At 72.0% G+C, this 25,530-nt stretch carries 17 protein-coding genes and 1 pseudogene; 15 read left to right on the top strand and 3 right to left on the bottom strand.

Annotated features, from left to right (window positions below; genetic code table 11):
• Window positions 1-3: 3 nt before the first annotated feature.
• Window positions 4-4,035 carry an ATP-dependent RNA helicase HrpA gene (gene hrpA / locus JSY13_RS09075; RefSeq protein WP_432806408.1) on the bottom strand — a complete coding sequence of 1,344 codons (4,032 nt, stop codon included), beginning with the start codon at window positions 4,033-4,035 and terminating at the stop codon, window positions 4-6.
• Window positions 4,036-4,074: 39 nt separating this feature from the next.
• Here hrpA and JSY13_RS09070 point away from each other — a divergent pair, with 39 nt between their 5' ends.
• The 6 genes from JSY13_RS09070 to JSY13_RS09045 all read left to right on the top strand — a co-directional run bounded on the left by JSY13_RS09070 (window position 4,075) and on the right by JSY13_RS09045 (window position 12,249).
• A complete protein-coding gene (locus JSY13_RS09070; protein ID WP_259606379.1) occupies window positions 4,075-5,250 on the top strand; it encodes a DUF1624 domain-containing protein in 1,176 nt (391 codons plus the stop codon).
• Window positions 5,251-5,320: 70 nt separating this feature from the next.
• Window positions 5,321-6,157 carry an aldo/keto reductase gene (locus JSY13_RS09065; protein ID WP_259606378.1) on the top strand — a complete coding sequence of 279 codons (837 nt, stop codon included), beginning with the start codon at window positions 5,321-5,323 and terminating at the stop codon, window positions 6,155-6,157.
• Window positions 6,158-6,194: 37 nt separating this feature from the next.
• Window positions 6,195-7,964, top strand: a complete 1,770-nt coding sequence (locus tag JSY13_RS09060) for a thioredoxin domain-containing protein (RefSeq protein ID WP_259606377.1) — start codon at window positions 6,195-6,197, stop codon at window positions 7,962-7,964.
• Window positions 7,965-8,201: 237 nt separating this feature from the next.
• On the top strand, window positions 8,202-9,590 hold the full coding sequence (locus tag JSY13_RS09055) for an amino acid permease (protein ID WP_259606376.1): 1,389 nt from the start codon (window positions 8,202-8,204) through the stop codon (window positions 9,588-9,590).
• Between the two features lie 162 nt (window positions 9,591-9,752).
• Window positions 9,753-10,670 (top strand): DUF808 domain-containing protein, encoded by a 918-nt coding sequence (locus tag JSY13_RS09050; RefSeq protein WP_259606375.1) that lies wholly within the window; start codon window positions 9,753-9,755, stop codon window positions 10,668-10,670.
• Window positions 10,671-10,755: 85 nt separating this feature from the next.
• The gene (locus tag JSY13_RS09045; protein ID WP_259606374.1) at window positions 10,756-12,249 is read left to right on the top strand and encodes an HNH endonuclease signature motif containing protein; all 1,494 of its coding nucleotides are present in this window, start codon (window positions 10,756-10,758) and stop codon (window positions 12,247-12,249) included.
• Here JSY13_RS09045 and JSY13_RS09040 read toward each other — a convergent pair.
• On the bottom strand, window positions 12,218-13,768 hold the full coding sequence (locus tag JSY13_RS09040) for a dolichyl-phosphate-mannose--protein mannosyltransferase (protein WP_259606373.1): 1,551 nt from the start codon (window positions 13,766-13,768) through the stop codon (window positions 12,218-12,220). The two genes, JSY13_RS09045 and JSY13_RS09040, sit on opposite strands and share 32 nt — an antisense overlap.
• Before the next feature lie 57 nt (window positions 13,769-13,825).
• Between JSY13_RS09040 and rsmI the strand changes: the two genes are divergently transcribed.
• From rsmI to JSY13_RS09025, 3 genes are all read left to right on the top strand, one after another.
• Entirely contained in the window at window positions 13,826-14,647 is an 822-nt protein-coding gene (gene rsmI, locus JSY13_RS09035; protein WP_259606372.1) for a 16S rRNA (cytidine(1402)-2'-O)-methyltransferase, read from the top strand.
• A gap of 211 nt (window positions 14,648-14,858) precedes the next feature.
• Window positions 14,859-16,436 (top strand): methionine--tRNA ligase, encoded by a 1,578-nt coding sequence (gene metG, locus JSY13_RS09030; RefSeq protein ID WP_259606371.1) that lies wholly within the window; start codon window positions 14,859-14,861, stop codon window positions 16,434-16,436.
• Window positions 16,437-16,439: 3 nt separating this feature from the next.
• Complete coding sequence (locus JSY13_RS09025) at window positions 16,440-17,339, top strand: TatD family hydrolase (protein ID WP_259606370.1); 900 nt, start codon at window positions 16,440-16,442, stop codon at window positions 17,337-17,339.
• On the opposite strand, the pseudogene JSY13_RS09020 reads toward JSY13_RS09025, so the two are convergent.
• Window positions 17,321-18,384: pseudogene (locus tag JSY13_RS09020) on the bottom strand (MFS transporter); the annotation flags it as partial. The gene JSY13_RS09025 and the pseudogene JSY13_RS09020 sit on opposite strands and share 19 nt — an antisense overlap.
• Window positions 18,385-18,429: 45 nt before the next feature.
• On the opposite strand from JSY13_RS09020, the gene rsmA reads away from it, so the two are divergent.
• From rsmA to mmsB, 6 genes are all read left to right on the top strand, one after another.
• Window positions 18,430-19,272, top strand: a complete 843-nt coding sequence (gene rsmA / locus JSY13_RS09015; protein WP_259606369.1) for a 16S rRNA (adenine(1518)-N(6)/adenine(1519)-N(6))-dimethyltransferase RsmA — start codon at window positions 18,430-18,432, stop codon at window positions 19,270-19,272.
• A gap of 44 nt (window positions 19,273-19,316) precedes the next feature.
• Window positions 19,317-20,381: an L-glyceraldehyde 3-phosphate reductase gene (mgrA, locus tag JSY13_RS09010; RefSeq protein ID WP_259606368.1), complete on the top strand. Its 1,065-nt coding sequence runs from the start codon at window positions 19,317-19,319 to the stop codon at window positions 20,379-20,381.
• Between the two features lie 7 nt (window positions 20,382-20,388).
• A complete protein-coding gene (locus tag JSY13_RS09005; RefSeq protein WP_259606367.1) occupies window positions 20,389-21,318 on the top strand; it encodes a 4-(cytidine 5'-diphospho)-2-C-methyl-D-erythritol kinase in 930 nt (309 codons plus the stop codon).
• Window positions 21,319-21,407: 89 nt separating this feature from the next.
• The gene (locus JSY13_RS09000) at window positions 21,408-22,421 is read left to right on the top strand and encodes a LacI family DNA-binding transcriptional regulator (protein ID WP_259606366.1); all 1,014 of its coding nucleotides are present in this window, start codon (window positions 21,408-21,410) and stop codon (window positions 22,419-22,421) included.
• A 168-nt stretch (window positions 22,422-22,589) separates the two neighbouring features.
• Window positions 22,590-24,104 carry a multiple monosaccharide ABC transporter ATP-binding protein gene (gene mmsA, locus JSY13_RS08995; protein WP_284439534.1) on the top strand — a complete coding sequence of 505 codons (1,515 nt, stop codon included), beginning with the start codon at window positions 22,590-22,592 and terminating at the stop codon, window positions 24,102-24,104.
• Window positions 24,105-24,144: 40 nt separating this feature from the next.
• Window positions 24,145-25,512, top strand: coding sequence for a multiple monosaccharide ABC transporter permease (mmsB, locus tag JSY13_RS08990; RefSeq protein WP_432806407.1), 1,368 nt, complete (start codon window positions 24,145-24,147; stop codon window positions 25,510-25,512).
• Window positions 25,513-25,530: the final 18 nt, after the last annotated feature.

The raw sequence follows: 25,530 nt of genomic DNA, 5'->3' as shown, positions 1-25,530 counted from the left end.
GCATCAGGCGGCTCCGGCCAGGGCCTTCTGGATGCGCTGCGGCGAGACCGGCTGCGCGGTGCCGAGCCGCTGCGCGAACAGGCTGATCCGGTATTCCTCGAGCAGCCAGCGGACCTCCACGAGCGGCGCCGGCGCGGCGGCGGGGAGGGGGATCGTGCCGCCGGCATCCGCGAACAGCTGCGCCATCCGCTCGAACTCGCTCATCCGGGCGCGGTCCTTCCCGGGAGCCTCGGCCAGCACGCGCAGGCGCTCGAGCATGCCGTCCAGGTAGCGGGGGAGATGCGCAAGCCGGGCGATGCCGGTGGCCGAGACGAAGCCGGGATGCAGCAGCCCGGACAGCTGCGAGCGGATGTCGTTCAGCGGGCCGAGCAGCGCGAGCGAGTTCTGGGCGCGGATGCCGCGCTCGACCTCGCGCGCACGGGTGAGGATGCGCGCCACGAGCGAGACGCACGCGAACAGCTCGTCGACGAGGGAGGCCGAGACGGCATCCCGCACGCGTGCGAAGGCCTCCGCGGTGCGGATGCCGCCGCCGTCCGGGCTCGCCTCGTCGATGATCCGGTGGGCGACCGCGGCACGGCAGTCCTCGATCAGCGCCGCGACGTTCGGATACGGCGAGGCGGCGAGCGCGAGCTTCTCCTGCGCGGTCAGGTGCTCCTGCACGTACGAGGCCGGCGAGGGGACGTTCAGCAGCACGAGCCGCAGCACGCCGTCGCGGGTGGCGGCGGCCGCGGCATCCGCCGTCGCCTCCACGCGCAGCGAGACGGACTTCCCGGCGTCGATCAGGGCCGGGTAGCCGCGGACCACGCCTCCGGCCACCCGGGTGTCCAGCACCGGCGGCAGGTCGCCGAAGTCCCAGGTGGTGATCCCGTCGCGCTCGACCGTCGGTCGTCCCGGACCCTGAGCCTGTCCCTGACCCTGAGCCTGTCCCGGACCCTGAGCCTGTCGAAGGGTTCCTCCGTCACCCGGACCCTTCGACGAGCTCGGGGTGCTGTTGTCGCCCTTCGCGACCGTGCGCGCGACGCTCGCGCGGGAGCGGTCGGCGAGCCGCTGCTGCAGCGCGGTGAGGTCGCGGTCCGAGCCGACCACGCGGCCGCGTTCGTCCACCGCGCGGAAGTTCATCCGCAGGTGCCCCGGCACCCGCTCCATGTCGAAGTCGGCGGCCGAGACGGGCTGGTTCGCGAGCGGCTGGATGAGCTTGGCGAGCGCCTCGCGCAGCGATCGGGGCGGCAGCCCGTCATGCCGCTCGGGCGCGTCCGGGGCGACGTCCTCGCCGAAGCGCTCCGCCCAGTCTGCCGCGGGCACGACGTGCCGGCGGATCGCCTTGGGCAGCGCCCGCAGCAGCCCGGTGATGAGCTCGGCGCGCAGGCCGGGCACCTGCCAGTCGAAGCCGGTGTCCCGGACCTGCTGCAGCAGCGCGAGCGGGACGACGACGCTCACGCCGTCGTCGGGCGCCCCCGGTTCGAAGCGGTAGGCGAGGCCGAGCACCTGGTCGCCCTGCGGCCAGCGCGTGGGGAACTCGCCGCGCTCGCCGCGGTCGGCGTCCTCGAGCAGGTCGCTCTCGCGCATCACGAGCAGCTTCGGGGCGGTGGGGAGCGTGTCGCGCCACCACTTCTCGAAGGAGCGCACATCGAACACCTCGGGCGGGATGCGCTCGTCGTAGAAGCGGTACACGGCCTCGTCGCCGGCGAGGATGTCGCGACGGCGCTCCCGCTCCTCGCGCTTCTCCAGCCGCCGGCGCAGCTCGGCGTTGCTGCGCCAGAACGCGCCGACCCGCTTGTCCAGCCGGGACGGATCCCACTCGCCCTCCACCAGCGCGTGCCGCAGGAACAGCTCGCGCGCGCCGGGTCGGTCGATCCGGGCGAACTGCACGCGCCGGCGCGGCACGATCTCCAGTCCGAACAGCAGCACCTTCTCGAAGGCGACCGCGGCGCCGGCGTCCTTCGACCAGTGCGGCTCGGACACCTGCCGCTTCGCCAGGTCGCCGGCCAGCGCCTCCGCCCAGGCCGGATCGATGGCCGCGACCGTGCGCGCGAAGGTGCGCGAGGTCTCCACGATCTCGGCGGACATCACCGCGCGCGGGCTCTTCTTCCGCAGCGCGGAGCCCGGGAAGATCGAGAAGCGGATGCCGCGCGCACCGCGGTACTCGGCGCCGCGACGGCGCGGATCGGTGCGGGCGCCCTGGCCCTTCGCCGCGGTGCGCTCGTCGAGGATGCCGATCTGGGAGAGCAGACCGGCGAGGATCGCCCGGTGCAGGGCATCCGGGTCGGCGGTGGCCGTCTCACTGGGCGACCGGGAGGGCACCAGGGTGCGCAGCTGACGGTGCACGTCGAACCACTCCCGCACGCGGACGTAGTTCAGGTGCTCGGCGCGGCACAGCCGGCGGAAGGCGCTCGACCCGAGCTCCCGCTGCTGCGCGCGCAGATGGTTCCACAGATTCAGCAGGGTCAGGAAGTCGCTGCCCGGGTCGGTGAAGCGGGCGTGCGCGCGCTCGGCCTCGTCGCGCACCGCCTGCGGGGCGTCGGCGGACGGGCGCTCGCGGACGTCCTGGATGGACAGCCCGGCGACGATCGCGAGCACGTCGCGGAGCACCTCGGGCGAGCTCTTCGCCGCCTCCACCAGCATCCGGGCGAACCGCGGGTCGATCGGCATGCGCGCGATCTCCCGGCCGATCCGGGTGAGGCGCGGCTCGCCCCGGGAGAGGTCGGCCGCCCCGATCTCGGTGAGCAGGTCCAGCGCCGCCTTGATTCCCCGCGAATCCGGCGGAGTGAGGAACGGGAAGTCGGCGATGTCCCCGAATCCCAGCGACAGCATCTGCAGCACCACCGAGGCGAGCGAGGTGCGCAGGATCTCCGGTTCGGTGAACTCCGGCCGCTTCGCGTAGTCCTCCTCGCTGTACAGCCGGATGGCGATGCCGGCGCTGGTGCGGCCGGCGCGTCCGGAGCGCTGGTTCGCGGATGCCTGCGACACCGGCTCGATGGGCAGGCGCTGCACCTTGGAGCGGCTGCTGTACCGCGAGATGCGCGCGGTGCCGGTGTCGATGACGTATTTGATCCCCGGAACGGTGAGGCTGGTCTCGGCGACGTTCGTAGCCAGCACCACCCGGCGGCGCAGTCCCGCCACCGTCGACCTCTCGAACACCCGGTGCTGCTCGGCGGCGGACAGCCGGCCGTACAGGGGCAGCACCTCGACCGGCGCGGTCTGCGAGCGGTACGCGCCGCGCACGGCGTCCGCGGCATCGCGGATCTCGGCCTCGCCGGGCAGGAAGACGAGGACGTCGCCGGGCGCCTCGCGGTCGAGCTCACGCAGCGCCGCGACGATCGCCGACACCTCGTCCTCCGGTTCCCCGGCGGATGCAGAAGCGGACGCTGGGCCCCTCGCGGACGCTGGGCCCGTCGCGGACGCTGGGCCCGTCGAAGCGTCATCGTCTCCTGCAGCCGGCGGCCGGTAGCGGATCTCCACCGGGTAGGTGCGGCCGGAGACCTCGATGATCGGCGCCGGTGCGCCGCCCGGGGCGGCGAAGTGCGCAGCAAAGCTCTCCGGGTCGATGGTGGCGGAGGTGATGATCACCTTCAGGTCCGGCCGCTCGGGGAGGACGCGCTTGAGGTAGCCGAGCAGGAAGTCGACGTTCAAGGACCGCTCGTGCGCCTCGTCGATGATGATGGTGTCGTAGCGGCGCAGCAGCCGGTCGCGGTGGATCTCGTTCAGCAGGATGCCGTCGGTCATCAGCGCGATGCGCGTGGCATCCGACACCTGATCCGTGAACCGCACCTTGTAGCCGACGAGGCCGCCCAGCGGCACCTGCAGCTCTTCGGCCACGCGCTCGGCGATGGTGCGTGCGGCGAGCCGGCGCGGCTGGGTGTGCGCGATCCGCTCCCGCCCCAGCTCCAGGCAGATCTTCGGCAGCTGGGTGGTCTTGCCCGAGCCGGTCGCGCCGGCGACGATCACCACCTGGTGGTCGCGGATCGCGGCGGCGATCTCGTCGCGCGCGGCGCTGACCGGCAGCTCGGGCGGGTACGAGATCGCAGGCGCGGACATAGCCCTCCATCGTATGCCGTCGCCTCCTAGGATTGCCTCATGACGAGCACCGGGGAGCCGGGCCGTGCCGACGCGGCGGCCTCCTGGTTGCGCACCTTCGGCCGGCCGCCGCGGATCATGGGACTCGACGTGGCCCGCGCGGTCGCCATCCTCGGCATGATCGGCGCGCACCTGGGGGACGTGCCGGATGCCTTCCGGCCGGACGACCCGGACAGCTGGGGAAGCGTGGTGCACGGGCATCCGTCCGTGCTCTTCGCAGTGCTGGCCGGCGTGTCCGTCGCGCTGATGACCGGCGGACCGGCCGGGCCCGCACCCGAGCGGCTGCCGTCGCTGCGGCTCGGACTCGTGGGCCGCGGCGCCACCATCTTCACGATCGGCCTGCTGCTGGAGCTGCTGAACACCCCGATCGCGGTGATCCTCACCCTGTACGGGGTGCTGTACGTCGCCCTCATCTCGGTGCTGCGATGGCGGACCGGGTCGCTGTTCGCCGCGGCCGCGGTGCTCGCCCTCGCCGGTCCCGTCGTCACGGCCCTGATCGGGGTGCTCGCGCTGGGCCCGTCCGGGCAGGCGGCCGGGTTCGTGCTGTACGGGTCGTACCCGCTCACGGTGTGGCTGGCGTACGCCCTGGCCGGGATGGCGCTGGGCCGGCTGGGGATGGACCGCGCCGCCACGGCGTGGTGGATGCTGGCGGGCGGCGTCCTCTTCGCGCTGGCCGGGCACGGGCTGGGCGCGATCGGCCGGATGCTCGGGGTGGCCGAGGACGACGCGCGGCCGCCGGTCGACGCTGCGTTCCGGGCCTCCGGCTGGGAGGGTTGGCTCGACGCCGTCCAGGCGGCGGACCCGGGCCGGGTCGCGCTCGCCGCGCTCCTCTCCGTCGACCCGCACAGCGGCGGCACCGCCGACATCCTCGCCGCGGCGGGCATCGCCGCCGCCGTGATCGGGCTGTGCCTGCGGGCGGCGCAGCCGCTCCGGCTGCTGCTGCTGCCGTTCGCGGCGCTGGGATCCATGCCGCTGAGCGCATACACCCTGCACGTGATCTCCTACGTGCTGATGGCGGGGCCGGGCGGGTTCCTCCGCGACAACGGCATCTGGCTGGTCAGCGCGCTGGTGCTGCTGCTCGGCGCGACCCTGTGGTCGATCCTCTCCGGCCGCGGTCCGCTGGAGCGCCTCACCGCCGCGGTCGCGCGAGCCGCGGCATCCGTCCCCACGCGATGAACCCGCGATCTCGGCGCCCGGGCTCTCCGGCGGTGACAGCCTGTCATCACAGGCTCTAGGCTGAGGGGGCATGACGATCCCCACCCTCGAACTCAACGACGGCAACAGCATCCCCCAGCTCGGCTACGGCGTGTTCCTCGTGCCCGCCGACGAGGCCGAACGCGCGGTCAGCGAGGCGCTCGAGGCCGGTTACCGGCACATCGACACCGCGGCCATCTACGGCAACGAGGAGGGCGTGGGCGCCGCGATCGCCAAGAGCGGCATCCCGCGCGAGGAGCTGTTCATCACCACCAAGCTGTGGAACGACCGGCACGACGGCGACGAGCCCGATGCCGCGATCGCCGAGAGCCTGGAGCGCCTCGGGCTCGAGCAGGTCGACCTGTACCTGGTGCACTGGCCGACCCCCGCCCGCGACAACTACGTGCACGCCTGGGAGAAGCTCATCGGCATCCGCGAGCGGGGCCTCGCCCGCTCGATCGGCGTGTCCAACTTCCTCGTCCCGCACCTCGAGCGCATTGTGGCAGAGACGGGCGTGGTGCCCGCGGTGAACCAGATCGAGCTGCACCCGGCGTACCAGCAGCGCGACATCACCGAGTGGGCCGACCGCAACAGCGTGCGCATCGAGTCGTGGGGCCCGCTCGGCCAGGGCAAGTACGACCTGTTCGGCACGCCCGCGATCGCCGAGGCGGCCGCGGAGACCGGCAAGACCCCGGCCCAGGTGGTGCTGCGCTGGCACCTGCAGAAGGGCTTCATCGTCTTCCCGAAGTCCTCGCGCCCCGAGCGCATGCGCGAGAACCTCGACGTGTTCGACTTCGAGCTCACCCCGGTGCAGATGGAGCGGATCGACGCCCTCGACCCGCTCGACGGCACCGGCCGCGTCGGCAGCCACCCGAACGACCTGAACTGACGGCCCCCGGGCTGAGGGCTCGGCGTAGCGTGGAGGGATGAACCGCCTCGCCGACGCCCTCAGCCCGTACCTCCGCGCGCACGCGGGGAACCCGGTCGACTGGTGGCCGTGGGGCGCGGACGCCTTCGCCGAGGCGCGTCGCCGGGACGTGCCGCTGCTGATCTCGATCGGCTACTCCACCTGCCACTGGTGCCACGTGATGGTGCGGGAGTCTTTCGACGACGACGCCACCGCCGCGGACATCAACGACGGGTTCGTCGCCGTGAAGGTCGACCGCGAGGAGCACCCGGACGTCGACGCGGCGTACATGGCCGCCGCGTCCGCGTTCACGCAGAACCTGGGCTGGCCGCTCACGGTCTTCACCACCCCGGAGGGACGGGCGTTCTACGCCGGGACCTACTGGCCGCCGGTCGCGCGCGGCGGCATGCCGGGCTTCCGCGACGTGCTCGCCGCCGTGCGCGAGGCGTGGACCGAGCGGCGCGGGCGGGTGCACGAGTCGGCGGATGCCGTCGCGGACGCGCTCGCCGCGGCATCCGCAGAAGCCGCCCCGTCGGACCTGCCCGATCTTCCCGCGCTGCGCGCCGCCGCCCGCCTCGCCGCCCAGCGCGAGGACCGCGTGCACGGCGGCTTCGGCGGGGCGCCGAAGTTCCCGATGGCCACCACGCTCCGGTTCCTGCAGCGCTTCGAGCCGGACGTCGTCGACCGCGCGCTCGCCGCGATGGCCCGCTCGGAGCTGCGGGATGCCGTGGAGGGCGGGTTCTTCCGGTACGCCACGCAGCGGGACTGGAGCGTGCCGCACTACGAGCGGATGCTGACCGACAACGCGCAGCTGCTCGAGGTGGCGCTCGACGCGGGGGAGGAGGAGGTCGCCCGCGGGATCGCCGGGTTCCTGCTCGGCGTGCTGCGCCGCCCCTCGGGAGCCTTCGGCGCTGCGCAGGACTCCGAATCGTGGATCGACGGCCGGCGTGACGAGGGCGGCTACTACCGCCGCTCCGCCGCGGAGCGCGCCGGGCTGGAGCCGCCCGCCGTGGACGCCAAGGTGATCACGGGATGGAACGGCCTCGCGATCGGCGCCCTCGCCCGCGCCAGGAGCGTGCTCGGAGAGCCGGAATGGGAGCGCGCCGCGGCCGACGCGGCCCGGCACGTGCTGGCGGTGAACCGCGCGCCCGACGGGCGTCTGGTGCGGGCATCCGTCGACGGTGCGGCCTCGGATGCCGTCGCGACCGCCGCCGACATCGGCCTGCTCGCGGAGGGGCTGTTCGCCCTGGCTCTCGCGACCGGGGACGCGACCTGGGCGGTGACGGCGCGGGAGCTGCTGGAGGTGGAGCCGGCGGCGGATCCGGTGCTGGCCGCGCACGGCATCCCGGGCTCGTCCGATGACAGCGACGGCGACCTCCCCTCGGGGACGGCGGCCCTGGCAGCCGCGTCGCTGACCGCCTGGCGGCTGGGAGCCGGCGAGCGGCACCGCGAGCGGGCCGAGGAGCTGGTGACGCGCACGGCCGGCCGGGCGCTCGCGCAGCCGTTCGCGTACGGGGCGCTGCTGCGCGTCACGGCCGGTCTCGCCGAGCCGCCGCGGCAGCTGGTCGTGGTCGACTCCGATCCCGGCGGGCCCCTCGCAGCCGCGGCGCGGGACGCCGACGCGGACGTGGTCGCGGTGGTCTCGCCCGCGCAGGCCCGCGCGTTCGCGGATGCCGGGTTCGCGCTCTTCGAGGGCAAGGACGCCGCGGACGGCGTGGCCTACGACTGCCGCGCGTTCGTGTGCCGGCTGCCGGTGAACGACCCGGGGGCGATCCCTCGGGAGCGCTGAGCCCGGCGTCCGGGCCGGTCCGCGAGGGGCGGCCCTGCGGGGGCGGGACTGTGCAGATCGTCCAGTGATGCGCCCGGAGCCGCGACGCCATTGCGCGCCATGCGCAGTGATCGCTGGGCCGTTTGCCCATCCGGCCGCCGCCGTCCTAGTCTTGCGCACCGGAGTCCCGGGCCGATCCGGTGTCCTCCTCCCGATGCTTCCCGACGCTTCCGACGCACAGGACAAGGAGGTCCGCGCATGAGCGCTGTTCCCGTCACCACCACCACGACCAAGGGGCTGCATCCCGGTCTCACCCGCCGGCAGATCTCGATGATGGGCCTCGGCGGGGCGATCGGCGCCGGACTGTTCGTCGGATCCGGGCAGGCGATCGGCATCGCCGGGCCCGCCGTCCTGGTGTCCTACCTCGTCGCCGGAGCGATCGTCATCCTGGTGATGGCCATGCTCGCCGAGATGGTCGCCGCGCGGCCGAGCTCCGGCGCGTTCAGCTCCTACGCCCAGAAGGCGATGGGCCGCAGCGCCGGCAGCGCGGTCGGCTGGCTGTACTGGATCCAGCTCGTCGTCGTCATCGCGGCCGAGGCCACCGGGGCCGCCGGCATCGTCGCCGGCTGGGTGCCCGGCATCCCGGCCTGGCTGTGGGTGCTCGTCTTCGTCGTGACGCTGATGACGGTGAACCTGTTCGGCGTGCGCAACTACGGCATGTTCGAGTTCTGGTTCGCCGCGATCAAGGTCTTCGCGATCATCGCGTTCCTCGTCGTCGGCGTGTGCGCCATCCTCGGGTTCGTCCCCGGCGTGCCGGCCACCGGCATCGGCAACCTCTTCGCCCACGGCGGGTTCGCACCGAACGGTCTCGTCGGCGTCGCCGGCGCCCTGCTCATGGTGATCTTCGCCTTCGGCGGCACCGAGGTCGTCGCCATCGCCGCCGCCGAGTCCGACGATCCGTCCCGCAACATCCGCCGCATCGTGCGCGAGGTCGTCGTCCGGATCCTGGTGTTCTACCTCGGCTCGATCTTCGTGATCGTCGCGGTGCTGCCGTGGAACTCCCCGGCCGTGCTCGAGGGGCCCTTCTCCGCCGTGCTGGCGACGCTGCGCGTGCCCGGGGTCGACCTGGTGATGTCGCTCATCGTCGTGATCGCCCTGCTGTCGGCGATGAACGCCAACATCTACGGCGCCTCCCGCATGTTCTTCTCGCTCGGCGAGCGCGGGCTCGCGCCTCTCGCGGTCACCCGCACCAGCGACAAGGGCGTCCCGTACGTCGCCGTACTGGCATCCGTCGCCTTCGGCTTCGTCACCGTGGGCCTGAACTGGGCCTTCCCGGACGTGGTGCTGCCCGCGCTGCTCAACGTCGTCGGGTCGACGCTGCTGGTCATCTGGACCGCCACCGCGGTCTCGCAGATCATCCTGCGCGGCCGCGCCGACCGCGCCGGCGAGCCCATGCCGATGCGGATGTGGGGCTTCCCCTGGCTCTCCGGGCTGTGCCTCGTGCTGCTGGGGGTGGTGATCGTGCTCGCGATGTTCGACCCGGCCGCGCGCACGCAGCTGCTGCTCACGCTGGGCCTGACCGTGCTGCTCGTGGTCGCGGCGCGGCTGACCCGGACGGTGTCCCGACCCGGGGTTGTGAAGGAGTAGCCGTGCGGATCGATCGGCTCGATGCGGAGCTGATCCGGCTGCTGACCGAGTCGCCGCAGCTGCCGATCCTGGAGTGCGCACGCCGGCTGAGCCGGCGGTGCCCGGCCGGGCGTCCGTCGCCTAGTAGCGTGGGAGTTCCCCACAGCATCCAGGAGGCACCACATGTCCGTCGGTCTGCTCGCCGTCGTCGACGACATCCTCACCGCCGCGATCAAGGCGTCCTCCAAGTCCGCCGGGGTCGTCATCGACGACGCCGCCGTGACCCCGCAGTACGTGCAGGGCATCACGCCCGCGCGCGAGCTGCCGGTGGTGGCGAAGATCGCGCTGGGGTCGATCGCGAACAAGTTCCTCATCATCATCCCGGTGGCGATGCTGCTCACCGCGTTCGCGCCGTGGGTGCTGCCCTACCTGCTCATCATCGGCGGCTCGTACCTGTGCTTCGAGGGCGCGGAGAAGGTGCTGGAGTGGTTCGGGTTCGGGCACGGCCACGTTGAGGAGGGCGCACGCGACGAGAAGCGGCTGGTGTTCGGCGCGATCCGCACCGACCTCATCCTGTCCACCGAGATCATGCTCATCTCCCTCGCCAGCCTCGACCCCGAGATGGGGCTGTGGCAGACGCTCGCCGTGCTGGCCGTGATCGCCCTGCTGATGACCGTGCTCGTGTACGGCGCCGTCGCTCTGCTGGTGAAGATCGACGACATCGGCCTGCGGATGGAGCAGAGCCCCGCAGCGCGCGTCCGCCGCACCGGCGCGGCCATCGTGCGGTCGATGCCCGCGGTCTTCCGGGTGATCAGCGTGATCGGCACCGTCGCCATGCTCTGGGTGGGCGGGCACCTCGTGATCGTCAACCTCGGCGAGGTCGGGTTCCACCTGCTCGAGGACCTGCTGCACGGCGTGGAGCACGCGATCGAGGCGGCGGGGCCGGTGGTGGTGTGGATCGTCGACACCGCGATCTCCGCGGTCGTCGGATTCATGGCGGGGCTGCTGATCGTCGGCGTGGTGCTGGGCATCGCGCGGCTGTTCGGCAAGCGCCCGGACTTCCAGGAGGGGCACGCGTCGCCGGAGGCGGCGGCGCACTGACGGAGGGAATTCGCCTCAACCTGAGGTTGAGACTTCGCCTCGAAACTGCGTTCGAATGTCGGTGGCCCTCAGTGGAATGGAGGGTATGAACAGCGTCGTCGAACAGCTCGAGCGGCTGGAGGCCGAGATCGCCTCCGTGCTCGCGGGCGCGTTCGCGGCGGAGGTCGTCGCCGGGATGCCGGATGCCGAGGTGATGGGCCTGCTCGAGGTCACCGGTCGCCTGCAGCGGCGCATCGAGGCGGTGCAGGTCGAGGCGACGGTGCAGGTGCGGGAGCGCTCGGAGGGGCTGCGCGGCGAGCGGATGACGAGTGCGTACGGATGCGATCGCCCCGCCGATCTGCTGCGGATGGTGCTGCACACCGACCGGGCCGGGGCGCATCGGCTGGTGGCCGCCGCGGGCCTGACCGCGCGGGTGCGCGGGATCACCGACGGCGAGTTCCTGCCGGCCCGCTACGACGCTCTGCGTCGCGCGCTCAACGACGGCGTCATCGGCCTCGCCGGGTTCCTCGCCGCCACGGACCCGCTCGAGCGCAGCCGCAAGCGGATCCTCGACGAGGCGCGGGTGGAGGCCGACCGGCAGCTCGCCGCCTTCGCGCGGGGGATCGCGGGTGGGGCCGGTGACGGGGGCGGCGAGGACGTCGAGGATGCCGGCATGGCCGACGCGGCCGGTGCGGCCGCCGCCGGGCATCCGGCTCCGGCGCCGACTCCCGATGAACTCGGCCAGTTCGCGCGAGTGCTGGCGGCCTACCTCGACCCGGACGGCGCCGAGCCGAAGGACGAGCTCGCCTCGCGTGGACGGAGCCTTCGGCTCGGGCGCGAGCGTGACGGGCGGGTGTCGCTCCGAGGCGAGCTGCTGCCCGAGGTCGCGGCCCAGTTGAACCGGCTCCTCGACAGCCTGCTCAGCCCGCGCGTCGGCGAGGTCCCGGTGCCGGACGGCGTGCACTTCATCGACTCCCAGCACGACGAGGCGTGGATGCCGGTCGACGACCGCACCCGCCCGCAGAAGCAGCACGACGCGTTCGCCGCGATCCTGATGACCGCCGCCCGCTCCGGGGAGATGCCCGATGTGGGCGGGGCGCCGCCGACGCTGGTGGTCACGGTCTCGGCATCCGCCTACGCGACCGGGGAGGGCTGGGCGCACGTCGACGGCACCGACGTGCTGGTGCCGGTGCGGGTGGCCGCTCAGACCGCGTGCGCCGGCGGCGTGCAGCGGGTGCTCTTCGACGAGCGCGGCCGGATCGTCAGCATCGGCACCTCGGCCCGCATCTTCAACGCCCTGCAGCGGCGCGCGATCCTCACCCGCGACGGCGGGTGCATCATCCCCGGATGCACGGTCCCGGCGACCTGGTGCGAGATCCATCATGTCCGCGACGCCGCCCGCGGCGGTCCCACCCACACCGACAACGGCGTGGCGCTGTGCTGGCACCACCATCGCACGCTGCATCTGTCCGAATGGCAGATCCGGATGCGGCACGGCGTGCCCGAGATCCGCGGGCCCGCATGGTGGGACCGGGAGCGGCGCTGGCGTCCGGCGGGGCGCCAGGTGCTCAGATCCAGCCCGGCAGCCAGTTGTGGATGAGCCAGAACGGGTACGGCACGCTCATGCCGGTCCACACCGGGTAGAAGAACGCCGACACCGCGGCGGCGAGGACGAGGAAGACCGCGACAGTCCGCTGACCGGCCTGCCGGCGGGGGAGCGGGGCGGCCGGCGAGCCGGCCAGGTCGCGCAGCGCCACCGCCAGCGCGAGCAGCAGGAACGGCAGCATCGCGACCGTGTAGAACTGGAAGATCGTCCGCGCCGGGTAGAGCAGCCACGGCAGATACGTCGCGGCGAGGCCGACCAGCGGCACCGTGACCGCCGCCGGCACCGCGGTCCGCTCGATCAGGCCGCGTGCGCACCGGTACAGCAGGTACAGCGCGGCTGCGACGCCGGCGTACCAGAGGAGCGGGTTCGGCACCGAGGAGATCACCGCGATGCAGTGGTTCGCGCCGCATCCGCCCTGCTCGTCCCCCACCCAGATCGCGGTGGGGCGCAGCAGCAGCGGCCACTGCCAGGCCGGGCTCGCGTACGGATGCCCGCTGGAGAGGCTGACGTGGAACGCGTAGACCGCCTCGTGATACTTCCACAGGGAGACGAGAGGGTTCGGGTCGCTGCCGCGGTCGTACCCGCCGGTGGTCACCAGCCAGCCGGTCCAGCTCAGCAGATAGGTCGCGGCCGCCGGGACGACGAGCAGCACGAACGACAGCGGGCCCTGCCGGAACACGGCATCCGTCGGCCACAGCACGACGCCCGCGCGGCGACGCGCGAGGGCATCCGTCACCACCGTGTACAGACCCCACACGGCGAGCGCGTACAGGCCCGACCACTTCACCGCGGATGCCGCGCCGAGCGCGACACCGGCCGCGACCAGCCAGGGCCGCGCCCACAGGACCGGGCCGGTCAGACGCTGCGGCGAGCCGCGTTCCGTCGCGAGACGCGGCAGCGTCCGCCGCCGGTCGTACAGGAGGAAGAGCAGCCCGAGCACCAGGAGGAACGTGAGCGCGCCGTCCAGCAGGGCGATCCGGCTCATCACGATGCCGAGGCCGTCGATGGCGAGCAGGAAGCCGGCGAGCGACGCCGCGACACGGGAGCGGGTCAGTTCGCGCGCGACGAGATAGGCGAGGAGCACCGTCAGGGTGCCGAGGACCGCGGTGGTCACCCGCCAGCCGAAGCTCGACGACGGGCCGCCCAGCGCCATCCCGAGCGCGATGATCCACTTGCCGAGCGGCGGATGCACCACGAAGCTGCCGGTGGTCTGCAACCCGGAGTCGTCGCCGCGGGCGAACGCCTCGTTCGCGCCGTCCTGCCAGGTGCCCTCGTAGCCGAGGCTCCACACGGCCCACGCATCCTTGACGTAGTACGTCTCGTCGAACATGATCTCGTGCGGATGACCCAGGTTCCACAGCCGCAGCGCGCCCGACAGCATGACGAGCAGCGCCGGCGCCAGCCAGGACAGCATCCGATCGCGCACCGGGTCGGCGAGGACGCGTGCGCGCACCCGCTCGAACACGGTCGTGCCCGCCGCGAGGGACGGCAGCAGCGGGGCGGGCGAGGTCACCCGCTAAGCCTAGGCAATCGCCCGGGCCCGCCCCGGCGCGCGGCCTAAGCTGGGCGGGTGATCATCCTCGCCGCGACCCCGATCGGCAACCTCGGCGACGCCTCGCGCCGTCTGGTCGAGGTGCTCGAGAACGCGGAGGTCGTCGCCGCCGAGGACACCCGCACCACGCAGCGGCTGCTGCAGGCGCTCAGCATCGCGAACCGCCCGCGGCTGATCGCTCTGCACGACCACAACGAGAAGCAGAAGGCGGCCGAGCTGGCCGAGCTCGCCGCCGAGCAGGACCTCGTGGTGCTCAGCGACGCCGGGATGCCCACGGTCAGCGACCCCGGGTACGGTCTCGTCGCAGCGGCTGTGGAGCGGGGTGTGACGGTCACCGCCCTTCCCGGACCGAGTGCGGTCATCACGGCGCTCGCCGTGTCGGGCCTGCCGACCGACCGGTTCAGCTTCGAGGGATTCCTCCCGCGCAAGCCGGGGGAGCGGCGGCAGGCGCTGCGGATGCTGGCCGCCGAGCCGCGGACGATGGTGTTCTTCGAGTCCCCGGCCCGCCTGTCCGCCGCACTCACCGACATGGGGGAGGCCTTCGGCCCCGACCGCCGGATCGCGGTGTGCCGCGAGCTGACCAAGCTCTATGAGGAGGTGCGCCGCGGCACCGCCGCCCAGCTCGCTGCCTGGGCGGGCGACGGGGTGAAGGGCGAGATCGTGCTGGTCGTGGAGGGAGCGCCGACGCGCACCGTCTCCGCCGAGGACGCGCTCGCCCAGGTGCAGGCCCTGGTCGCATCCGGCATCCGCCTCAAGGACGCCGCCGCCGAAGTCGCCGCCGCCACCGGCCTCTCCTCCCGCGACCTGTACCAGGCGGCCCTCGCCGCGCGGACCCCGTGACCGGGGTCGACGCCATCGCGGCGGCGTCCTTCTCCGGGCGTTCCCGCGGAGATGTGCGCTTCCCGCGGCCCGATTCCGGGAATCCGTCCGCGCGAAGCGCACATTCCCGCGCGAGGCGCACGCCGCGACCCCGGAGCCGGTGTTGCCGGAGCCGGTGTCCCCGAAGTCACGGATCCCGGACGCCACCCGCTTCCCGCCTAGAATCGAAGCCATGCCCGCTGGCGACTCGTTCTACATCACCACGCCCATCTACTACCCGTCCGATGTGCCCCACATCGGCCACGGGTACACGACGGTGGCGGTCGACACCCTCGCCCGCTGGCACCGCCAGGCCGGCGACGACACCTGGATGCTCACCGGCACCGACGAGCACGGGCAGAAGATGCTGCGCGCCGCCGCTGCGAACAACGTCACCCCGCAGGAGTGGGTCGACAAGCTCGTCGGCGAGAGCTGGTTCCCGCTGCTGACCACCCTCGACGTCGCCAACGACGACTTCATCCGCACCACGCAGGAGCGGCACGAGAAGAACGTGCAGGTCTTCTTCCAGAAGCTGTACGACGCCGGCTACATCTACGCCGGCGAGTACGAGGCGCTGTACTGCGTGGGCTGCGAGGAGTTCAAGCCCGAGTCCGAGATCGTCGACGGCACCGGCCCGTTCGAGGGCCTCAAGGTCTGCGCGATCCACTCCAAGCCGCTGGAGCTGCTGCAGGAGAAGAACTACTTCTTCAAACTGAGCGAGTTCCAGGACCGCCTGCTCGAGCTGTACCGCAGCGAGCCCGACTTCGTCCGCCCCGACTCCGCGCGCAACGAGGTCGTCTCGTTCGTCAGCCAGGGCCTCAAGGACCTCTCCATCTCCCGCTCCACCTTCGACTGGGGCATCCCGCTGCCCTGGGACGAGTCGCACGTGATCTACGTGTGGGTGGACGCCCTGCTGAACTACGCCACCGCCATCGGGTACGGCGCCGACCAGGAGCTGTTCGACCGCCGCTGGCCGGGCTACCACGTCGTCGGCAAGGACATCCTCCGCTTCCACGCCGTGATCTGGCCCGCCATGCTCATGGCGGCCGGCCTCGACGTGCCCAAGGGCGTCTTCGCCCACGGCTGGCTGCTCGTCGGCGGCGAGAAGATGTCGAAGTCGAAGCTCACCGGCATCGCCCCGACCGAGATCACCGACGTGTTCGGCTCGGACGCCTACCGGTTCTACTTCCTCTCCGCGATCGCCTTCGGCCAGGACGGCTCGTTCTCGTGGGAGGACCTGTCCGCCCGCTACCAGGCCGAGCTCGCGAACGGGTTCGGCAACCTCGCCTCGCGCACGATCGCGATGATCGAGAAGTACTTCGACGGCGTCGTCCCCGAGCCCGCCGCCTACGCCGAGCAGGACCTCGCGATCCAGCAGGTGGTGGCGGATGCCGCGGCGAAGGCGGATGCCGCGGTGGAGAACTTCCGCATCGACGAGGCGATCTCCTCCATCTGGACGATCGTGGACGAGCTGAACGGCTACATCACCGACAACGAGCCGTGGGCGCTGGCCCGCGACGACGCGCAGCGGGCGCGCCTGGGCACGGTGCTCTACACCTGCGCCGAGGGGCTGCGCGCCCTCGCCGTGCTGCTCTCCCCGGTGATGCCGCAGGCCACCGGGAAGCTGTGGACCGCGCTGGGTGCGGACGCCGCGCTCGGCGGACTCCAGGAGCAGCCGATCCGCGAGGCCGGCGCGTGGGGTCTCCTCCCCGCCGGCACCCGCGTGCAGACCCTCGCTCCCCTGTTCCCCCGCGTGGAGCAGACCGTCTGAGAGATGACCGAGCCGAACACGTACGTGCAGGCGCGCTCCGCGGAGGGACGCAAGGACCTCCGCTATCCGCCCGCCCCCGAGCCGCTGGCCGTCCCGGTGTACGACAACCACGCGCACCTCGAGATCCTCGACGGCGATGAGCCGCTGTCGCTGAGCGAGCAGCTCGACCGGGCCTCCGCGGTGGGCATCGCCGGTGTCGTGCAGGCCTCCGGCGACATCGAGTCGTCCCGCTGGGCGGTCGCCGCGGCCGAGCAGGATCCGCGCGTGTTCGCCGCGGTCGCCGTCCACCCCAACGACGCGCCGGTCTACGCCGCCGCCGGGCGCCTGGAGGAGGCGCTCGCCGTGATCGACGAGCTCGCCGGGCATCCGCGCACCCGGGCGATCGGGGAGACCGGTCTGGACTACTTCCGCACCCCGGAGGCGGCGGAGGCGGGATCTGCCGCTCGCACGGCGCAGCACGCGTCGTTCGAGGCGCACATCGCGCTCGCGAAGAAGCACGGCATCGCCCTGCAGATCCACGACCGCGACGCGCACGACGACGTCCTCGAGACCCTCGCCCGCGTCGGCGCACCGGAGCGCACCGTCTTCCACTGCTTCTCCGGCGACGAGGCGATGGCGCGGGTGTGCGCGGATGCCGGCCACTACCTGTCCTTCGCGGGGAACATCACGTTCAAGAACGCGCAGAACCTGCGCGACGCCCTGCAGGTCACCCCGATCGACCGCATCCTCGTCGAGACCGACGCGCCCTTCCTCACCCCGGTGCCGCTGCGCGGCCGGCCGAACGCGCCGTACCTGGTGCCAGTGACCGTCCGCTTCATGGCATCCGAGCTCGGGGTCGACGTCGACGAGCTGTGCGCGCAGCTCGCGGCCAACACCCTCGCGGTCTACGGCTCGTTCGTCTGAACCCGCTCGTCCGGAGCCTGCGGCGCGGCGGCGTCCGAAGCGCCGGACGCGCCCGCCGCCCCGGCATCCTCGTCGACGGCCGGCTTCGCGGCGGCGATGTGCCCGAGCGAGCGCCACACGAGCAGCAGCGTCACGGCCGCGCCGCCGAAGGCGAACCACCACGGCGCGGTGAGCCCCCACAGCTGAGCGATCACGCCGCCCAGCGCCTGACCGAGCACCATGCCGCCGAACACGCAGACCATGGTCACCGACGACACCCGGCCCTGCAGCGCATGCGGCACGAGGCGCTGGCGGACGGTCGTCGAGATCGTGTGCCACACGAACGCGTACGCGCCGAAGCCGAACATGATGCCGAGGGCCACCCACCCGGCCGTCGTCAGCGCGAAGGCCAGGTGCATCAGCACCTCCAGCGTCAGGCAGATCCGCATCAGCGTCGAGAACGACACGTGCCGCTCCAGCTGATCACCAGCGTCCGCACCGGCCTGTTGTGCCGCACCCAGCGCAGTCCGTCCGCGATGTCGTGGTGCACCGGGCGACGCCGCGCCCCGCCGTCACCGGCGGCGAGCGGCACCGCCGGCAGCGCGATCCGGGAGACCAGGATCACCGCCAGGGCGACGCAGAGCACCTGCAGCAGGAACGGCCACACGCTGCCCAGGGCGAAGAGGAATGCGCCCAGCGGCGGGCCGCCGAACTGGTTCGCGACGAGATAGCCGGCCTGCAGCCGGGCGTTCCCGGTGCCGAGGTCGGCGGGCCGCACGATCATCGGCAGCACCGTCGAGGTGGTCGTGTCGGCGAACACCTCCGCCGTGCCGTACAGCAGCGACACGGCCAGCACGATCCAGATCGTCGCTGTACCGGTGAGCAGGAAGACGCACAGCGCGAGCACCACCAGCGCCCGCGAGGCGTGCGCGAGGATCATCAGGCGTCGCCGGTCGACGCGATCGGCGATGGCTCCGGCGTGCAGACCGAACAGCAGCCACGGCAGGTACTGCATCATCGCGCCGGATGCCACCAGCAGCGGCGAGTCCGTCCGCGGCGCGATCAGCTCACCGAGTCCGGGCACCCGCCCAGCCTAGGGGAGAATGGGGACATGACCGTCTCCCTGCTCGGCGCCACCGAGATCCGCCGCCTCGCCGCCGAGCTCGACGTCACCCCGACGAAGAAGCTCGGCCAGAACTTCGTCGTCGACGCGAACACGGTGCGCAAGATCGTGCAGGCCGCCGGGGTGCGACCGGGGGAGCGGGTCGTCGAGATCGGCCCCGGTCTCGGCTCGCTGACGCTCGCGATCCTGGAGGCCGGCGCCTCCGTCACGGCCGTCGAGATCGACCACCGCCTCGCCGCCCGGCTGCCCAGGACCGCCGCCGAGCACGGCGTCCCCGAGGACGCGCTCACGGTCGTGGATGCGGATGCCCTGCAGGTGACCGATCTGCCCGGCGACCCCGAGGTGCTCGTCGCGAACCTGCCGTACAACGTCTCGGTCCCGGTGCTGCTGCACTTCCTGGAGACCTTCCCGGGGCTGCGTCGCGGGGTGGTCATGGTGCAGGCGGAGGTCGCCGAGCGGCTCGCCGCCGCCCCTGGCTCGAAGATCTACGGCGCCCCGAGCGTCAAGGCCGCCTGGTACGGCCCGTGGCGGCTCACCGGGACCGTGTCGCGGCAGGTGTTCTGGCCGGTGCCGAACGTGGACAGCCTCCTGGTCGGCTTCGTCCGCGACGAGACCCCGCGCGGCCCGGAGGACGAACGGCGACGCACCTTCGCGATCGTCGATGCCGCGTTCGGGCAGCGCCGGAAGATGCTGCGTCAGGCGCTGTCCGGGCTGTTCGGCAGCTCCGCGGCGGCATCCGAGGCCCTCGAGCGGGCCGGCGTCGCGCCGACCGCGCGCGGCGAGGACCTCACCGTCGACGACTATCACCGGATCGCGCTCGTCGCACCGTGACCCGGCGATCTGCGGCATCCGCCCGCCCGGGCTAACCTGGCACGGTGACCGACTCGCGCTACCGCTCCGACGTCCCCGACATCCACCGGCCCTACACCGCCGCCCCCGAACGCTACGGGCGCTTCGAGTACCGCCAGGTCGGCACCTCCGGCCTGTACCTCCCGCCGATCTCCCTCGGTCTGTGGTGGAACTTCGGCGACAACATCCCGATCGACGATCAGCGCCGGCTGCTGCGGCACGCCTTCGACTGCGGCATCACCCACTTCGACCTCGCGAACAACTACGGCCCGCCGCACGGCTCCGCCGAGAAGAACTTCGGCCGCATCCTCGCCGAGGACCTGCGCCCCTACCGCGACGAGCTGATCATCTCGTCCAAGGCCGGCTGGGACATGTGGCCGGGACCCTATGGCGACCTCGGCAGCCGCAAGTACATCCTCGCCAGCGCCGACCAGTCCCTCACCCGGATGGGCCTCGACTACGTCGACATCTTCTACTCGCACCGGGTGGACCCGGTCACCCCCGTCGCCGAGACGATCGGGGCGCTGGACACCCTGGTCCGCCAGGGCAAGGCGCTGTACGTCGGCATCTCCTCGTACAGCGCCGAGCGCACCGTCGAGGCGGTCGCGGTGGCCCGCGAGCTCGGCACGCCGCTGGTGATCCACCAGCCCTCGTACTCGATCCTGAACCGCTGGATCGAGGACGGCCTCACCGACACCCTGCGCGCCGAAGGCATGGGCGCGATCGCGTTCACGCCGCTGGCGCAGGGCCTGCTCACCGGCAAGTACCTCGCCGACGGCACCGCCGAGCGCGCGCAGAAGCGCGGATCCCTGCCCGACCGTCCGGTCTCGGAGGAGGGGCTGGCGGTGCTGCGCGGACTCGACGACATCGCCGCGGAGCGCGGGCAGACCCTCGCCCAGCTCGCGCTGCAGTGGGTGCTGCGCGACGGCGTCGTCGCCTCGGCGCTGATCGGCGCATCCCGTCCCGAGCAGCTCGACGAGAACCTCGCCGCGCTGGACGGACCGGCGCTCACCGACGAGGAGCTCACGGCGATCGACGCCCTGGCGCACGGGATCGACGTGAACCTCTGGGCCGTCTCCTCGGACCTGTGAGCGGCGCATGAGCATGGCACAGCGACGCAGCGCCGTGCACGTGCGCGCGCCCGGCAAGATCAACGTCTATCTCGGCGTGGGCGCCCGTCACGACGACGGCTACCACGCGCTCGCCACCGTGTTCCAGGCGGTGTCGCTGTACGAGGACGTCTACGCGCACCCCGCCGCCGACTTCTCCGTCACCGTCCACGGGGCCGAGCCCGGCAGCGTGCCCACCGACGACCGCAACCTCGCGCTGCGCGCCGCGAAGCTGCTGGCGCAGACGGCGGGCGTCACGGACGGCGTGGCGCTGGAGTTGCGCAAGGGCGTCCCCGTCGCCGGCGGCATGGGGGGCGGATCGGCGGATGCCGCGGCCGCGCTCGTCGCCTGCGACGCGCTGTGGGGCACCGAGCTCGGCTCCGCCCGGCTGCACGAGCTGGCCTCCCGGCTCGGTGCGGACGTGCCGTTCGCGCTGCACGGCGGCACCGCGGTGGGGACCGGGCGGGGCGACCGGCTCACCCCCGCTCTGGCCCACGGCCGCTTCGACTGGGTGCTGGTCACCAGCCCGCAGGGCCTGTCCACCCCGGTCGTGTACGGCCGGCTCGACCGGATGCGGGAGGAGCGCGGCGCCCTCGCGGACGATCCGCCGCTGTCGCTCGACGTGCCGGTGGGGGTGCTGCAGGCCCTCCGCTCGGGGGATCCGCAGGAGCTGGCCCCGGTGATGATGAACGACCTCGAGCCCGCGGCCGTCGCCGAGCGCCCCGAACTCGACCTGCTGCTCACCGACGGCGTCCGGGCGGGGGCGCTCACCGGCATCGTCTCCGGCTCGGGCCCCACCGTGGCCTTCCTGTGCGCAGGGCCCGAGGCCGCGCGCGTGGTGCAGGAGGAGCTGGTGGCGATGGGCCGCGAGGCGCTGCACGTGCACGGGCCGGTGCACGGCGCGACGATCATGGGCTGACCCCGCGCGGCGGCCGGATGCGCCGCCCGGTCGCGCGTGCCATGATGGTGTCACATCGATGTGACCGTGCACATGCAAGGAGGCGTGCCATGACGTCCGCCGCCGACCGCGCCCGCACGCCCAGCATCCGCGACGTCGCGCGCCTGGCCGGGGTGTCGCACCAGACCGTGTCGCGCGTGCTGAACGACCACCCCAGCATCCGCCCCGAGACGAAGGCGCGCGTGCTGGACGCGATCTCGGTGCTCGACTACCGCCCGAACCTCGCCGCCCGCGCCCTGGTCACCAGCCGCTCGAACACGCTCGGCATCCTCTCCGCCACGATCGGCGAGTTCGGCCCCACCTCCTCGATCGCCGCGATCGAGGAGGCGGCGCGCGCCGAGGGGTACTCGGTCTCCACGCTCAACCTGCCCACCACCACGCCGGAGGCCATCGGCGCCGCGGTCCGCCAGCTCGCTCGCGAGCACGTGGACGGCATCGTGGTGCTCGCCCCGCAGGTGCGCGTCTTCCATGTCCTGCGCGGCATGGACTCCTCGGTGCCCTTCGTCACGCTGCAGACGGCGTCCGGGTCGGACGGGGTCGGCCTGTCGGCCGATCAGGTCGCCGGCGCCCGCATCGTGACGGAGCACCTGATCGGGCTGGGCCACACCGAGATCCTGCATCTGGCGGGGCCGCAGGACTGGATCGAGGCGGAATCCCGGATGCGCGGGTACCTGGACGCGCTGCGGGATGCGGACCTGCCGACCTTCCCGCCGATCCGCGGCGACTGGACGGCGGACTTCGGCTACTTCGCCGCCGGAGAGCTGGCCCGCAGACCCGACTTCACCGCCGTCTTCGCCGCGAACGACCTGATGGCGATCGGGCTCATGCACGGCTTCCGCGACGCCGGCATCCGCGTGCCCGAGCAGGTCAGCGTCGCCGGGTTCGACGACATCCCGGTGGCCGCGCACGTGGCGCCCACCCTGACGACCGTGCACCAGGACTTCCCGGAACTGGGGCGGCGCGCGGTCCGCATCCTGCTCGCGTGCATCCGCGGGGAGGAGCCGCCGGCCTTCGCCGCGCTCGTCCCCGAGCTGCGCGAGCGCGAGTCCGTCGTGTCACGGTAGCGAAACGACCGCGGAACGGCTCTTGACACGACCGACCTCGGCAGGGCACCATGTGGTGAGTCGATGTGAACGGTCACATCGGCGAGCAGGACACCGTGCCGTCTGTATCGAGGAAGATCCGTGAGCGCCACAGCAACCGTGCCGACCGTGTCGGGGCCCATCCTGGAGATGCGCAGCATCACCAAGGAGTTCCCGGGCGTGAAGGCCCTCTCCGACGTCTCCATCACCGTCCAGCCCGGTGAGGTCCACGCCATCTGCGGCGAGAACGGCGCCGGCAAGTCCACCCTGATGAAGGTGCTCTCGGGCGTGTACCCCTACGGCACGTACACCGGCGACATCCTCCTGTACGGGGAGGAGCAGCGCTTCAAGGACATCGCCGCCAGCGAGGCCGCCGGGATCGTCATCATCCACCAGGAGCTCGCGCTCATCCCCGAGCTCTCGGTCACCGAGAACATCTTCCTCGGCAACGAGATCCGCCGCGGCGGGCGCATCGACTGGGCCGCGCAGCGGCAGCGCACGGTCGAGCTGCTCGCCCGCGTCGGGCTGGACGAGGACCCCGACATCGCCATCAAGCACCTCGGCGTCGGCAAGCAGCAGCTGATCGAGATCGCCAAGGCGCTGAACAAGGACGTCAAGCTGCTCATCCTCGACGAGCCGACCGCGGCTCTGAACGAGAACGACTCGCAGCACCTGCTCGACCTGATCCTGGGCCTGAAGGCCAAGGGCATCACGTCGATCATCATCAGCCACAAGCTCAACGAGATCGAGCAGATCGCGGACGAGATCACGATCATCCGCGACGGCCGCACCATCGAGACCCTGGACATCTCACGCGGCGAGATCAACGAGGACCGCATCATCCGCGGCATGGTCGGCCGCTCGCTGGAGAGCCGCTACCCGGACCGCACGCCCGAGATCGGCGAGGTCTTCTTCGAGGTGAAGGACTGGTGGGTGCAGCACCCCACGGTGTCCGAGCGCATGGTCGTCAAGGGCTCCGGCATCGAGGTGCGCCGGGGCGAGGTGGTCGGCATCGCCGGCCTGATGGGCGCGGGGCGCACCGAGTTCGCCATGAGCATCTTCGGCCGCTCCTACGGCATCTTCCGCTCCGGCACGATCATCAAGGACGGCCAGGAGATCGAGCTGCCCGACGTCGCCAGCGCCATCAAGCACGGCCTCGCCTACGTCAGCGAGGACCGCAAGGTGCTCGGCCTGAACCTGCTCGACTCGATCAAGCGGTCCGTCGTCGCGGCGAAGCTGTCCAAGATCGCCACCCGCGGCGTCGTCGACGACCGTCAGGAGTTCGCGGTCGCCGAGCGCTACCGCAAGGCGCTGCGCATCAAGACGCCGTCCGTGGAGGAGGGCGTGGCGAAGCTGTCCGGCGGGAACCAGCAGAAGGTGGTCCTGGCGAAGTGGATGTTCACCGACCCGGACCTGCTCATCCTGGACGAGCCCACCCGCGGCATCGACGTCGGCGCCAAGTACGAGATCTACTCGATCATCAACGAGCTCGCCTCGCAGGGGAAGGGCGTCATCGTCATCTCCAGCGAGCTGCCGGAGCTGCTCGGCATCACCGACCGCATCTACACCGTCTTCGAAGGTCGGGTCACCGACTGCATCCCCTCCGACCAGGCCACCCCGGAAGACCTCATGCGCAGCATGACCTCCGCCACCCAGAAAGCATGAACCGCCATGCGACGTACCGAGCGAGCGAAAGCGAGTCGACGTGACCACTGATCTCTCCACCGCGAAGCGCGGCTTCCACTTCGGTGACATCAAGAAGATGTTCGGCGGCGGGCAGTCGAAGCTGCGCCAGTTCGGCATCCTCGGCAGCCTCATCGTGATCCTGCTGGTCTTCCAGATCCTGACGTTCGTGATCAAGGGACAGGGCCTGACACTGTCGTCCGGCAACCTGATCAACGTCGTCAACCAGTACTCGTACATCCTGATCCTGGCGATCGGCATGGTGATGGTGATCATCATGGGCCACATCGACCTGTCGGTGGGCTCGGTGGCCGCCTTCACCGGCATCGTGGTCGCCAAGGCGATGGCCGAGTGGAACCTGCCCTGGCCGCTCGCGATCCTGCTCGGGCTCGGCGTCGGCGTCCTCGTCGGGGCGTGGCAGGGCTTCTGGGTCGCGTACGTCGGCGTCCCGGCGTTCATCGTGACCCTGGCCGGCATGCTCTTCTTCCGCGGCGCCAACCAGTGGGTGGGTCAGTCCACCACGGTGCCGGTGCCGAGGGAGTTCCAGTACATCGGCGCCGGCTACCTGCCCGAGGTGGCGCTGCCGCTGAACTTCAACGTGCCGACCATGATCCTCGCCCTGCTCGGCGTCGCCTGGATCGTGTTCTGGGAGGTGCGCACCCGCCGCGCGCAGAAGAAGATGGGGTCGGAGCGGGCCCCGGTCTGGGTGAGCGCGACCAAGGTCGTGATCCTGTCGATCGTCATCCTCGTCGCCGGCTGGCTGTTCGCGACCGGCCGCCCGGGCACCAGCTTCCCGGTCTCCGGCGTGATCCTGCTCGTGCTGGTGATCCTCTACTCGTTCATCACCAACAACACCGTGTTCGGCCGGCACATCTACGCGGTCGGCGGCAACCGGCAGGCGGCCCGGCTGTCGGGTGTCAAGGACCGCTGGGTCGACTTCTTCGTGATGATGAACATGTCCGTGCTCGCCTCGCTCGCCGGCATGATCTACGTCGCCCGCGCCACGGCCTCCGGCCCGCAGGACGGCAACGGCTGGGAGCTGGACGCGATCGCCTCGGTCTTCATCGGCGGCGCCGCGGTCTCCGGCGGCATCGGCACCGTGATCGGGTCGATCATCGGCGGCCTGGTGATGGCGTTCCTCAACAACGGCCTCGCGCTCCTGGGCGCCGGCGCCGACGTCGTCTCGATGATCAAGGGCCTGGTGCTGCTGTTCGCGGTCGGCGTCGACGTCTGGAACAAGCAGCAGGGCCGCCCCTCGCTCATCGGATTCCTCACGCGGCGGATGCGCCGCCCGCAGGGCCCCGGCGCGGAGCTGTTCTCGCCCGACGAGAAGCTCAAGGCCAACCAGCCCTTCGAGACCCCCGCCGTCGACAAGGCGCGCGGCAAGTAGCGGATGCCGGCGCACAGC

The organism is Microbacterium neungamense (genome assembly GCF_024971095.1).
GTDB classification, from domain to species: domain Bacteria; phylum Actinomycetota; class Actinomycetes; order Actinomycetales; family Microbacteriaceae; genus Microbacterium; species Microbacterium neungamense.
This window is presented reverse-complemented; position numbering and strand designations above follow the sequence as displayed.